Source organism: Syntrophotalea sp. (assembly GCF_050253115.1).
Taxonomy (GTDB): Bacteria; Desulfobacterota; Desulfuromonadia; order Desulfuromonadales; family Syntrophotaleaceae; genus Syntrophotalea; species Syntrophotalea acetylenica.
Map to the genome: position 1 here is coordinate 1 of NZ_JBFWJQ010000069.1, position 13,116 is coordinate 13,116.

The window sequence follows — 13,116 nt, forward strand, 5'->3', positions numbered from 1 at the left end:
CCGATGCTCATCCATCCGCAAGAAATTCTCGAAACCATCAACATGGTGACCCACGAGCACCTCGACATCCGCACCGTCACCATGGGCATCAACCTGCGCGGCTGCTGCCATCCCGACATCGCCACCTTCAATCAACAGATCTACGACCGGATCATGCGGTGTGCCGAAAAACTGGTGCGTACCACCCAGGACGTTCAGAATCTGTACGGCATCCCCATCATCAACAAGCGGATTTCCGTCACCCCCATCGCCATCGTCGCCGAAGCCTGCCAATGCGAGGATCTGAGTTCCGTGGCTCAAACCCTGGACCGCGCGGCCGAGGAGATCGGCGTCGATTTTGTCGGCGGTTTCAGCGCCCTGGTGCAAAAAGGCATGACCCCCGGCGATCGTCGTCTTATCGACTCCATCCCCCAGGCGCTGGCATCGACCCGAAAAGTCTGCTCCTCGATCAACGTGGCATCCACCAAGGCCGGCATCAACATGGACGCGGTGGCGAAAATGGGGCGCATCATCAAACAGACCGCCGAACTTACCGGCGATGCCGGCGGACTGGGCTGCGCCAAGCTGGTGGTGTTCGCCAACGCACCGGAGGACAATCCCTTCATGGCCGGCGCCTTTCACGGCGTGGGCGAACCGGACTGCGTGATCAATGTCGGCGTCAGCGGGCCGGGAGTGGTCAACGCGGCGGTGCGGGCCCTGCAGAACCCTTCGCTGGGCGACATTGCGGAATGCATCAAGAAAACCGCCTTCAAGATCACCCGCATGGGCGAGATGGTCGGCAAGGAAGTGGCGCGCCGCATCGGCGCCGAGTTCGGCGTGCTGGACCTGTCCCTGGCACCGACGCCGGCGGTGGGGGACAGCGTCGCCGCCATCCTCGAAGCCATGGGGCTGGAAAGCTGCGGCACCCATGGCACCACCGCGGCTCTGGCGCTGCTCAACGACGCGGTCAAAAAAGGCGGGTCCATGGCATCGTCCTCTGTCGGCGGCCTCAGCGGCGCCTTCATCCCGGTCAGTGAGGACGAAGGCATGATCCGCGCGGTGCGTCGCGGCTCCCTGAGCCTCGACAAGCTTGAAGCCATGACCTGCGTCTGCTCCGTCGGCCTGGACATGATCGCGGTGCCCGGTGACACGCCGGCCTCCACCATTTCGGCCATCATCGCCGATGAAATGGCCATCGGCATGATCAACAAAAAGACCACCGCGGTGCGCATCATCGCCGCGCCGGGCACCCGGGTCGGCGACACCGTCGAATTCGGCGGCCTGCTGGGCAGCGCCCCGGTCATGCCGGTGCACAGGTTCAGTTCCGAGATCTTCATCGCCCGCGGCGGCAGGATTCCGGCACCGATCCAGTCCCTTACCAACTAAGTTTTCGGATGAAAACTACGCGGTATCCATCCGGAATTTCCGGATGGATACCAACTCTATCCATATGACATGGCACAATTTTTATTGAGGCGGGGATAGGCAAACAGAAACGGAGGGCAGCATGCGTGACGAGGAAAAACAAGCCTGGATTATTCTGGTACTGGGGATCATGGCCTTTTTAGCCAATGGGGATAACTACGCGGTGGCTCCCCTGATTCTCGATATGTCGAAAGAGCTGAATCTGAGCATTTCCGAGACCGCCTTTTCCGTCACCTCCTACATGATCTGTTTCGGGTTTTTCACCATCTTCGTCGGCCCCCTGGCGGACCGCTACGGCAAGACCCGGATCATCAACATCGCTGCCTTCGGCACCGCCATTTTCAGCATCCTGAGCGCCTTTTCCTACAACCTCACCAGCCTGATCGTGTTGCGCGCCTTCAACGGCGCCTTCGGGTCGGGGATTTTTCCCGTCTGCGTCGCCCATATCGGCGAAAGTTCGACGGACGCCCACCGGCAGCGCTCCATCGGCAAATTCTTCGGCATGATGTTTCTGGGCGGTGCGTCGGCCACGGCCATCGGCGGTCTCATCGCCCACTTCGGCTCCTGGCGAACCGTCTACTTTCTGTATGGCTTTTTTGAACTGGTCATCGCCTTCATCATGCTCAAGAGCATCGAGAAACAGCCGGGCGTTATCGAACATCTGAACTTCCGCAAGATCTACCGAAAGACCGCGCAGAACAAAGAGCTGATCAAGGTGGTTTCAACCATCTTTCTGACTGGCTTCAGCGTCTTCGGCACCTTCACCTACTCGGGGAAATTTGTCCAGGGCAATACCGGCTATGGCATTCTCGGGGTGGGCATGATCCTGTCGCTGTTCGGTATTGCAACCGTCATCGGAGCCCGCAGCGTAACCCCCCTGAGACGGCATTTCAACAACCGCTTCGTACCTTATTCGGCCCTGCTCGGCAGCTTGTGCCTGGCCACCCTGCCCGCTCTGCATTCTCCGATACTCATTGGCCTGGCCCTGTTCGGATTTGGTTTTGCCTTCATATCGGTGCATTCCACCCTGGTCACCACCGCCCAGAACCTCATGCCGTCCATGCGGGGCACGGTCATGTCCCTGGTATCCTTCAATCTCTTCGTCGGCGGCGCCGCCGGCACCTGGGCCAACGGATGGATCATGGACCATGTCGGCATGCCCATGGTGTTTTACGGCGCGGCTTTTCTGATGCTGCTTATTCTGATGATCTCTTCACGTTGGATCGATCTGGGCCTCCGGCCGGTCAAAATCATCCAGAGTATCTGACCTCCCGGCACCCCGGTCCGGCTACACGGCTTCGTCCGCCCGCCCGGGGGATAACCTCGATGCGGGCGCTGATCCGCTCCTTGAGCGCCGCGACATGGGAGATCAGGCCGATCAGCTTGCCATCCTGCTGCAAACCGGTCAGGGTCTCGAGTGCGGTGTCCAGAGCCTCTTCATCCAGCGTGCCGAAGCCTTCGTCCAGAAACAGGGAATCGACCCGGACATTCCGGCTCGCCATCTGCGACAGCCCCAGCGCCAGCGCCAGGCTGACCAGAAAACTCTCGCCACCGGACAGGTTTTTGGTGGAGCGGACTTCGCCTGCCTGATAGTTATCGATCACATTGAGTTCCAGCGGACGGCCCTCATCCCGCACCAGCAGGTAACGGTCGCTCATTTTTTGCAGTTGCCGGTTGGCGTGACCGATCATCATTTCAAAGGTCAGCCCCTGGGCAAAATTGCGGTACTTCCGGCCGTCTGCTGAACCGATCAACTGGTGCAGGTTATCCCATCGGCGGCACTCTGCCTGCTGAGCCTCGATAGCCGCCTGTCTGGCCTTTATGCGCTCTCTGGCGGCACGATTTTCACTCAGCCTGTGGCTGAGGCCGGCGACGGTGCCCCGCAGCTCCTTCAGCGCATTCTGATACTCTGTGCACTGCCGTTCGAGCTGATCCACGGATTTGTCGGTAAGTTTCCTGGCCATCTCCGCGGCCAGGCGCGTTTCCCGATCTTTTTGTCTGGCCTGCAGCTCAATCTGGCGGTCATCCAGCAGCCTGGCTTTTGCGGACAAGGCATCCCTCTGCCCGGCGGACAGCCGGGCCGCGAGAAACTGTTCTTCATCCAGAAACCCCGCGGCTGCCAGCGCTGATGAAAAAACGGCTTCCGCATGGCGCAACTCCGGGGTTCTCCGGTCGATGCGCATTTGCAGCGATTCAACATGGGCCTTTGCGGTGCTCCACTGCTGCCGCAGTTCATTGTACCGATCCCGGACCTGTTTTTCGGCACTTTCCGCAGCTAAAACCGCCTTGTTGAGGCGCAGTTCCTCATCCTCGGGACATTTGTCGCCATACAGGGCTCTGCGCTCGTCACTTCCGGCGGCATACCGGGTTTTCAGGCTTTCGAGACCTTCCCGTTTTTCGGCCAGAGCCGTGGCATGGGTCTCAATGACCGCATCCAGACGCTGCATCTCACTGTCAAGAGCCGCAATCCTTTTCTCGATCTCGGCCTTTTTTCTGACCTGCGTCTGCCATGTTTGCGCTCGAGCCTGCAGATTCCGGATTGCGGATTCGGGATTGCAAAAATCGAAGGCAAAGCCAAGCAGCTGGAGTTTGTCTGCTATCGACTGCCTGCGCTCGGTAAAATCTGCACAAAGTTTTTCCAGGCCGTTCGTGACCTCCACCAGCGCTTTGCTGGCAGACTTCTCTTCATGTGCCGCGGCGGCCTCCTGTTTTTCTGCTTCCACCAGATTTTTGCCGGCCGATGCTTCCGCCTCTTCACATTTTCTGATAGCAGCTTCCTGGTCTTCGGCCCGGCGAATCATCCTGGCAAGCGCTTCGATCCTCTGTTCGGTTTCATCGGCAGCGGGAACATTGCCTTGAGCGAAGGGGTGCTCTGTCGCCCCGCACAGCGGACAGGGCCTGCCATCTTCCAGTTTGGACCGGTGCTCTTCAAGCTCCGCTATTTTCACCAGAAAGGCCATTTCGCGAAGCAGGGTTTCCTTCTCGGTCCGGTATTCGCGCAACAGCCGCCCTCCCAGCAGCCGGTTCAGCGCATCCCTGGCTTGCTGAAGCCTGTTTGAGGCGTCGTCCAGCTGCCGGCGGCGGGCGGCGCCTTGTTTCTGGCGATCGTCGAGGAGCCGCCTCGCCCGTTCCAGAGCCATCGCCGCCTGTTTCTGATCGGTCTGCCGTTGCGCGATTTCTGTCTGCCTGGACAGCAGGGCACCCAACTGTTCTTCAACACCGGCCAGTCCGCTGACCAGCCATTCATCCGGTGCGTGTTCCCGCAGATAAGCGTCAATGCCCTCCAGTGTATGCTGGGCATCAAAGCGTTTTTGCCGTTCCCTGAGTCTCGCCTGTTTATCCGCTTCGCTTTTTGCCGCAGCATTTCGGCAGTTCTCTTCTGCTTCCCGAACAGCTTTTTCCTGATCGGCCAGCTTCTGATCGAGGGAGCGCACCTTCTGGATAAGGGGCTGAGAGGCTCGCAGCGCCTGTTTGACTTCAGCGGTCCGATGCTCGGCCAGCTTCTGCGATTGTTCCTGTCTTTTGGCAGAGTCTTCCAGGGCAGGAAGGTTGCCTTGCTCCCCTGTCAGCGCTTTCTGGTCATCCGCCTGTTGTTTTCGGATGGCGGTGAGGGTGGCGTGTGCACCATCCAGCGACGCGGCGCGCAAAGCCGTGACGAGCTTGTCTCGCTCCGGCCTGAACCCATCGATGACGCTTTGCAGCCTGTTCGCTTCCTCTGCCAGGCTGACGATTTCCTGCTTCATGGCCTCCACCGCGAGCAGCCAGGCCATGGCCCTGCCAGCCTCCTCGGAGCTGGCAACAAGGTCACTTTCTTGTTTCTGTCTGGCTTCCAGTTCCTGCAGAATCTGTTTTTCCTGCTCCGGCTCCAGCAAGGCAATGCCTGCCGTTTCGACCTGGAGGGTATCCAGCTTGACCCGCTCTTCACGCTGGCGCTCATGAACACGGATGGATATACGGCTGTAAATCTCGGTGCCCGTTATCTGCTCCAGGATCGGGGCTCGCTCATCCGGTGCCGCCTGCAGGAATGCGGCGAAACCGCCCTGCGCCAGCAGCATGGATCGAGTGAACCGGTCAAAATCCATGCCGGTGGCCGCCTCGATCTGCTCGGCGACACCTCTGATTCTGGACTCAAAAATCGCACCGGAATCGGCATCGGCGATTTCATGCTTAGGCGCCTGAAGTTCGCCATCCGGCCTCCTGCGCGCCCGGTGCTGACTCCAGTGACAGCGAAATCGCCCTGCCTCCGTCTCGAAAGTCACTTCGGCAAAGCACTCGCCGGTCTGACGGGACATGATCTCGTTGCCAGCCCTGGTGACCTTGTTGAGGCGGGGCGTCCGCCCGTAAAGGGCAAGGCAGACCGCGTCGAGGATGGTACTCTTTCCCGCGCCGGTGGGCCCGGTGATGGCGAAAATGCCGTCAGAAGCGAAAGCCGGATGCGCCAGGTCTATCTCCCATTCGCCGGCCAGGGAATTCAGATTTTTGAAACGTATCTGCAATATTCTCATCAGCAGCCCCCTCTATTCCGCCCGCACATCGTCTTGATAGAGAGACGCGAGCGTTTCCTGGTAGGCACGAAACAGCTCCGGCCGTTGCTCTTCAGGCACGTCATGCATGGCGAGGCAGCGTTCGAACACATCGTCAAGGTTCAGGTCGTCGAGGGTTTCCTCTTCGTGAATCTGCCCCAGCACCCGATCCACGATGCGGTTGTTTTTCACGCGCAGGATTTCCATTCCGGTTCCGCTGATGGCGGCATCCAGACGCTGGCGCAAATCACCGATGACCTCCGTGCCATCGTAGATGATTTCGAGCCACACCGGGGACCCTTCCGCGGCCAGTTCGTGAATGCGGCTTGCGATGCCGTCCCAGTCCCCCCTGACACGCTCCAGTTTCTGGAACACCGGAACGGGAAAAAGTTCGATGTCCGGTTGGGAAGTTTTGTCGGCGGGGTTGGCCGTCCTGCTTTTAAAATCGACCAGCACCACATATTTCTGCTGTTGCGCCTCCCCGAATCCCATGGGCAGCGGCGAACCGCTGTAACGCATGGTTTCGAGGCCGCTCACCTTCTGTGGAACATGCAGGTGCCCCAGTGCCAGGTAATCAAAACAATCCGGAAAAATGCCGGAATTCACATGCGCCAGGGAGCCCACATAGAGTTCGCGCACGCCATCGCCGTCAACGGTCTGAGCGCCCGCGGCAAACAGATGCCCCGTGGCGACGATGGGCACCTCCGCGTATAATTCGGCGCGCCTGCCTTCGGCCCGTGCCGCGACTTCGGCGTAGTGCCGCCTTATGCCGTCGACCAGACTGCGCTCCTTGTCCTCGATGCTCTCGCCGGCTTGCGCCACGCGAATATCCCGGTCGCGAAGATAAGGCACGGCGCAGACGATCAGTTCAGGCCTGCCCTGCTTGTCGCGAAGCACAAGCACCTCGTCCTGCGGATCTTCGCCAGGGCTTCCCACCACATGCACATCGAGGGCTTTGAGCAGTTCTTTAGGGGCGGAGAGAAACGAAGGCGAATCGTGGTTGCCCGCCACAATCACCACATGGCGACAACAGGACGCCGCCACCCGGCAGAGCAGGCGATAATACAGCTGTTGGGCGCGGTTACTCGGAGCACTGGTATCAAACACGTCACCCGCCACCAGCAGCGCATCGATTCGATGCTGCTGAATCACCCGGACCAGCCAGTCCAGGAATGCTTCGAACTCCTCGTAACGCTTTCTGCCGTACAGGGTGCGCCCGATGTGCCAATCCGATGTATGAAGAAGTTTCACGAGGTTCCTCGACAATCGTCTGTGTAAAGGGGATTCAAAGCCGACCGCGGACAGAACTCGTCAAACGCGGACATCACGACAACCGGTATATTTTGCGGCGACAGGACGTTGGAATACAACAGGTATTTAATATTTGGCCAGGCGATATTGCGCGGATAGAGGCGGGGCAGTCCGAAAAACTGCAAATGAATCAATCAACAGGGTGCACTTCGTTGCGGGTCAGACCAGGTCGCATCGACATCAAGCACAAGATGGAGCGAAGCACCATGTACGCCACTCTGAAGATGCAGCTGACGATGGCGGAGCGTTTCCCCACGCGGAGGAAACGCTCCGTTTTACGCATTTATTTCAGTTTGGAAACAATCTCTTCAAGACCCAGTGCCTCGGTCCAGGAGACCTCGACAAACTGATCGTCCTTCTTGAGCATCGGCTTGAGCGGCTCATCGTTGTAGCGCAGCTCCAGACCGAGGCGGCCCTTAAGGCACAAGGGGCGACCCTCGGAGGGGTTTTTGGCTGCAACACCGATGGCTTTGCCGTCCTTGCGCACCAGGTCGAACTGGCAACCGGCGTCGCACCAGGTACAGGTTACCTGCTCTTTTTCCACTTCCCACATACGGGCCTTGCCGGAGAAGGAGCGGTAGGTCAGGGCGCCCACCGGGCACACGGACACGCAGCGCCCGCAGGACACGCAGGTAGATTCGGCGAGTTTGGCGTCCAGCGCCGTCGCAACCTTGGTCTTGAATCCGCGATAGGCCAGATCGATGACGGCCCGGTCTGTCACGGCTTTGCAGGTCCGGACACATCTGGCGCACAGGATACATTTATTCATATCCCGGTTGATGTAGGGATTGGTATCGTCGAATTCGTGGTCTTTCCTCTCACCGCCAAAGCTGGGCTGCTTCACATCGTAACGGAAAGCATAGTCCTGCAGGCGGCAATTGCCGGCCTTGTCGCAGGTCAGGCAATCCGTGGGGTGATTGGCCAGCATCAGTTCGAGGATGGTCTTCCGGGCTTCGACGACAGCCGGCGACTCGGTCTCGACGACCATGCCGTTGGCGGCCTCGGCGCAACACGAAGCGACCAGGGCGCGGGCGCCCTTGACTTCGACCACGCAAATGCGGCAGCCACCATAGTTGGGGCTGTTTTCATCGTGACACAAGGTCGGAATAAAGAAGCCGGCTCCCACCGCCGCATCCAGCAACTTGGTACCCTTGGGTACCGTGACCTCAAGGCCATTTATGGTTAAAGAAACAGTAGACAATTGTTATCTCCTTCTATCCACGCAAGATTCGATATTCTCTTCACGTTTGAGAAAATCGGCACGCTACCAGCAATACGTGCCGAATGCCGATCTTTTACGCTTTCACGATAGCGTCGAACTTGCACTTGGCCACGCAGGCACCGCACTTGACGCAGGTCTTCGGATCGATGACGTGGGCCTTTTTCTTCTCGCCGCTGATGGCGCCCACCGGACAGGCCTTGATGCACACACCGCAACCCACACACTTGTCCTCCAGGATGGTGTAGGTCAGCAGCGCCTGACAGGCACCGGCCGGGCAGCGTTTCTCATTGATGTGTGCCTCGTACTCGTTACGGAAGTAACGCAAGGTGGTCAGTACCGGGTTCGGAGCCGTCTGGCCCAGGGCGCACAATGCCGAGCTCTTGATGACCTTGCCCAGCCGCTCCAGGGTGTCGATATCTTCGGGAACCCCGTTGCCTTCGCAAATGCGCTCCAGGATTTCCAGCAGCCGCTTGGTGCCTTCGCGGCAGGGGGTGCACTTGCCACAGGATTCAAGCTGGGTGAAGCTGAGGAAAAACTTGGCAACGTCCACCATGCAGGTGTTTTCGTCCATGAACACCAGACCGCCGGAACCCATCATGGCACCAGCGCCGATCAGCGAATCATAGTCGATGGGCAGATCGAGCTGTTCGGCGGGCAGACAGCCACCGGAGGGACCGCCGCTCTGTACCGCCTTGAACTTCTTGCCGTTCAGCACGCCGCCGGCGATGTCTTCCACGATCTCGCGCAGGGTGATGCCCATGGGCACTTCGCACAGGCCGGTGTGGTTGATTTTGCCGGTGAGACAGAAAACCTTGCTGCCCTTGCTCTTCTCGGTACCCATAGCGGCATACCAGTCGCCGCCGTTACGCAGGATGAAGGGGACGTTGGCGAAGGTTTCGACGTTGTTCAGGCAGGTCGGCTTCTGCCACAGGCCTTTGTGCGCCGGGAACGGCGGACGCACGCGGGGCATGCCGCGCTGACCTTCGATGGAGTTGAGCAGGGCGGTTTCTTCGCCGCAGACGAAGGCGCCGGCGCCGGCCTTGATCCGAAGCTTGAAGTTAAAGCCGGTGCCCAGGATGTTCTGGCCGAGCAGTCCCATCTGCTCCGCCACTTCGATGGCGAGGTTGAGCCGCCGGATGGCCAGGGGATATTCGGCGCGGCAGTAGATCACGCCTTCGTTGGCGCCGATGGCGTAACCGGCGATCATCATCCCTTCCAGAATGGCATGGGGGTCGCCTTCTAGAACGCTGCGGTCCATGAACGCCCCGGGGTCGCCTTCGTCGGCGTTGCAGACGATGTATTTCTTGTCGCCAACGGCGTCATGCACGAACTGCCATTTGTTGCCGGTGGGGAAACCGCCGCCCCCACGACCGCGCAGGCCCGACTTCTTGATCTCGTCGATGATCGCCTGCCGCTCCATGCCCAGAGCTTTTTCAAGCCCTGCATAACCGCCGGTGGCGATATAGTCCTCGATGCTTTCGGGATTGGTCCGGCCAAGCCGCGAGGTGACGGAACGTACCTGCTTTTTGTAGTAATCGGACTTGTCCATCACGGCAATCCCCTCGTAGGGATCCGCCTGCCCGGCGATCTGGATGGCTGCCAGGTCCTTCACCGGAGCTTTGCCGACGACATGGCTGTCGATCAGCTGCGCTACATTTTCCGGGTAGATGCCGCCATAGATGACGCTGGCCGCGCCCGGCAGCGAAATCTCCACCACCGGCTCGGCAAAGCACATGCCGATGCAGCTGGTGAAATCCACATCCACATCCAGGCCGCGGTTCGCCACTTCACCCTTGATGGCGTCCATGACCTTGTTGCCGCCGGCGGCGATGCCGCAAGTTCCCAGGCCGACCACGATCCGGGGACGGTCCAGTTTCGCTTTGTACTGCTCCTCGATGCCGGAGCGCATTTCCTGTAATTTACTCATCGTACGCCATCCCCCCTTACTGATACTGTTGCAGGATTTCTTCAAGACCGCCCGGTACCAGACGACCATGAGTATCATCGTTGATCATGATACAGGGCGCCAGACCGCAAGCCCCGATGCAGGCCACGGATTCCAGTGTGTAGCGCAGATCTTCCGTGGTTCCGCCATTCTCGACGCCGAGAATTTCCTGCAGCCTGTCGAAAATCTTGCCGCCGCCGAGCACGTGGCAGGCGGTGCCCAGACAGACGCGGATGATGTTGCGGCCACGGGGCTTGAGGTGAAACTGGGCGTAAAAGGTCACTACGCCGAAAACCTCGCTGAAGGGAATGTTCAACTCTTTCGAGATCGTTTCGAGGACCTCCGCAGGCAGATACCCGTAGATATCCTGCGCACCCTGCAACACCGGAATCAACGCACCATCGTAATCCCGATAGTGATCCAGCAGCTCCTTCAACTTCAGATCTTGCGGCGAATCAACATGCTCGCCGGTACACTTGCAAACCGCCATGTTCTTCTCCTCTCCTGTTTTTAATTTTCCTTCAACCCAACGGCACGCAGCGTACCGTCAACCTTTCAGGCGATAGGCATTATTTCTCTCAGGACATAACGATGACACAGCAAAGAGCGGGCACCATGGCGCCCAGGCGCACAAACCCGAAAATGGCGACAATCCCTGTTGCCAACCCGGATGAGTCCGCGGTTTTTTAAATTTTTGTAGGAATTTGCGAGATCAGGGAACAAGTAATTACACTTAATTTCAGTGCCGCCAAAAAACGGCGCATGATCATTAACACAATTCATATAAATCGTCAACTACTTTGCGTTTGGCTGAGTGTCCGAAATATTAACAAGGAAGTAACCGCAAGGGTCATGGGATAATAAAGAGGTGGAGGCGTTTAAAATTAGTACGTTCCGGCAAGGCACCAGTATACGGTATGATTATCAAACAACTTCTTCACATATTTTTGTTCACGAAGTTTTAAACGTGCTTAACTGCATATACGGTGGGGATAGTGCAACGGTGAAAAAGGTCCGTTGCCGGATAAAAACCAACTCGCAGGTTATTCCCATCAGTTATACAGGTAGCCGCCGCAGCCTACAATTACGGGAGCGACGCGAAACGGCCGGGATTTACCCCGCGCCATGCCGCGCCGCTCCAATGGCATCAATGTCGGGATTCCTGATTTTTGCGCAAAGAATAGGACAGCCAGTCGGAACCCGGCACACCCGTGGGAATGAAGGCAACCCGATCCCCCGGCATAATGATTCGATCCGGCGGATAGGCGGTATGATTGATGAACACGCCCTCAATCTTGTCGACCGGCAACCGGACTTCTTTGGCGATGTCAAGACAATGTCGCCCCTCGGGCGGGATAAAAACCCTGGCCGTCGGTGGAAGACCCGATTGGCGCCGCAAAGTATACAGCACGCCGAACATGCGAATGGTCGTGTTTGAATCCGGGTTCATGATGTGGGACCTCCCTGTTCGTTATGTGAGCACGTCCACTTCCGGGTTTTTTTCGCCGAATTTTTCCATCAGGCGCATCATCACCTCTTGCCGCGCCAGGCCCTTGCCTTCCAGCGTTTTGATAGTCTGGTAGGCTCCGAACAAAGGCGAGGGCCCGATCTCGGAGGCGAAGGTGCCGATTCCACCATTCCAGACAAGCAGGGAAAAAAGCTCATCCAGTTCGGCCACGGTAATACCAAGCGAATAGACTTTTATCAGCTCGCGCGTCGCCTGACGGAATCTCCCCGCCCCCACGCCGTTGGCCAGCGACAGCAGCAATTTCGTCTTGAGATCGATGGCCGGGGCCTCCTTGCCCCAGGTCAGGGTCCAGAAATTGACCGCGATATCCGCCAGGGTGTTATCTATTTTTTTAAAATTGAGCAGTGCCGTCGGTTTTAGAGGAACATCGCCCGTTTGAGGAAAAGGCGCTTCCCTGTTTTCCTTCCGGTAAAAATAGGCCCGATATTCCTCCCTGGAAACCTTGTCGGTAACGTGCTCGAAACCCAGGGATGCCATCGCGGAATACAAAGGAACCGGATCGAAAGTCTGCACCACGCATATCCCGTCGCCCACTTCGACCTGCCCGGCCCTTTTGAGAAATCCCGGCAAAAAGTTTCCGGTCAACTTCCTCACGTCCACAATCTCAAATTGCTCTTTTCTCTGTTCCCAGTCCTTTTGCATATGCGCTCCTTTTGTATCAGGCCTGAATCAAAACGCTGTTCAGGATCATCCGTTCCTTCCTGCCCAAGGACGATCCGCCCATGTGGTTCCATCTTATCGAATCCGATGCTCATGGAAATTGACTGAACTCAATTTTTGTCAGGAAAGATAAAAAACAGGTGGGAAGGATCCGGGAACCGCCTCTTGCGGCAGTACGAAAAGGACACGGAATTAATCGTGGGAAGGAAAATCCCCGGCAAAACGAAGACAGTATCCGGGCCGGACAACTACTCCACAACGCGGGTTTGTTGTACCGGCTTGTGACCGCATGACAAAAAAACGACGCAACCTGAAACTTCAACGTTTCGAAACGACAAAGGGTTAGCCAAGAAACGGCTAACCCTTTGTTTTTTCTAGTGGTGCCCGGGACGGGGGTCGAACCCGTACAGCCATACGGCCGAGGGATTTTAAGTCCCTTGCGTCTGCCAGTTCCGCCACCCGGGCATGGAAAACGCAGCCATACTAGTGGATTCACCTGTCAGCGTCAACTCAAAAGGCGCTC

Annotated in this window: 9 protein-coding genes and 1 tRNA gene; 2 read left to right on the forward strand and 8 right to left on the reverse strand. The window is 58.1% G+C overall.

From position 1 onward, the window contains the following. Nucleotides 1-3 precede the first annotated feature (3 nt). Both AB7E65_RS08445 and AB7E65_RS08450 read left to right on the forward strand, forming a co-directional pair. Nucleotides 4-1,365 (forward strand): PFL family protein, encoded by a 1,362-nt coding sequence (locus AB7E65_RS08445; protein ID WP_428745646.1) that lies wholly within the window; start codon nt 4-6, stop codon nt 1,363-1,365. Between the two features lie 121 nt (nt 1,366-1,486). Continuing rightward, entirely contained in the window at nt 1,487-2,671 is a 1,185-nt protein-coding gene (locus tag AB7E65_RS08450; protein WP_320361605.1) for an MFS transporter, read from the forward strand. Here the strand turns inward: AB7E65_RS08450 and AB7E65_RS08455 are convergent. The 8 genes from AB7E65_RS08455 to AB7E65_RS08490 form a co-directional block, all read right to left on the reverse strand. Beyond that, nucleotides 2,655-5,909, reverse strand: coding sequence for an AAA family ATPase (locus tag AB7E65_RS08455; RefSeq protein ID WP_428745644.1), 3,255 nt, complete (start codon nt 5,907-5,909; stop codon nt 2,655-2,657). The two genes, AB7E65_RS08450 and AB7E65_RS08455, sit on opposite strands and share 17 nt — an antisense overlap. Nucleotides 5,910-5,921: 12 nt before the next feature. Continuing rightward, nucleotides 5,922-7,178: an exonuclease SbcCD subunit D C-terminal domain-containing protein gene (locus AB7E65_RS08460; RefSeq protein WP_320361601.1), complete on the reverse strand. Its 1,257-nt coding sequence runs from the start codon at nt 7,176-7,178 to the stop codon at nt 5,922-5,924. 343 nt (nt 7,179-7,521) lie between these two features. Then, a complete protein-coding gene (locus AB7E65_RS08465; RefSeq protein ID WP_428745645.1) occupies nt 7,522-8,439 on the reverse strand; it encodes a 2Fe-2S iron-sulfur cluster-binding protein in 918 nt (305 codons plus the stop codon). Nucleotides 8,440-8,533: 94 nt separating this feature from the next. Then, entirely contained in the window at nt 8,534-10,387 is a 1,854-nt protein-coding gene (nuoF, locus tag AB7E65_RS08470) for an NADH-quinone oxidoreductase subunit NuoF (protein ID WP_320361597.1), read from the reverse strand. Nucleotides 10,388-10,403: 16 nt separating this feature from the next. Next, the gene (gene nuoE, locus AB7E65_RS08475) at nt 10,404-10,895 is read right to left on the reverse strand and encodes an NADH-quinone oxidoreductase subunit NuoE (RefSeq protein WP_320361596.1); all 492 of its coding nucleotides are present in this window, start codon (nt 10,893-10,895) and stop codon (nt 10,404-10,406) included. Between the two features lie 657 nt (nt 10,896-11,552). After that, entirely contained in the window at nt 11,553-11,855 is a 303-nt protein-coding gene (locus AB7E65_RS08480; protein WP_320361594.1) for a MoaD/ThiS family protein, read from the reverse strand. Nucleotides 11,856-11,876: 21 nt separating this feature from the next. Then, a complete protein-coding gene (locus tag AB7E65_RS08485) occupies nt 11,877-12,575 on the reverse strand; it encodes a DUF2249 domain-containing protein (RefSeq protein ID WP_072287271.1) in 699 nt (232 codons plus the stop codon). Nucleotides 12,576-12,971: 396 nt separating this feature from the next. Continuing rightward, nucleotides 12,972-13,058, reverse strand: a tRNA-Leu gene (locus AB7E65_RS08490). Nucleotides 13,059-13,116: the final 58 nt, after the last annotated feature.

Bases quoted from the DNA above. Each gene is read 5' to 3' on its own strand.
- AB7E65_RS08450 (WP_320361605.1), top strand. From the start codon at position 1,487: ATGCGTGACGAGGAAAAACAAGCCTGGATTATTCTGGTACTGGGGATC.
- AB7E65_RS08455 (WP_428745644.1), bottom strand. From the start codon at position 5,909: ATGAGAATATTGCAGATACGTTTCAAAAATCTGAATTCCCTGGCCGGC.
- AB7E65_RS08485 (WP_072287271.1), bottom strand. From the start codon at position 12,575: ATGCAAAAGGACTGGGAACAGAGAAAAGAGCAATTTGAGATTGTGGAC.
- nuoE (WP_320361596.1), bottom strand. From the start codon at position 10,895: ATGGCGGTTTGCAAGTGTACCGGCGAGCATGTTGATTCGCCGCAAGAT.
- AB7E65_RS08480 (WP_320361594.1), bottom strand. From the start codon at position 11,855: ATGAACCCGGATTCAAACACGACCATTCGCATGTTCGGCGTGCTGTAT.
- AB7E65_RS08445 (WP_428745646.1), top strand. From the start codon at position 4: ATGCTCATCCATCCGCAAGAAATTCTCGAAACCATCAACATGGTGACC.
- nuoF (WP_320361597.1), bottom strand. From the start codon at position 10,387: ATGAGTAAATTACAGGAAATGCGCTCCGGCATCGAGGAGCAGTACAAA.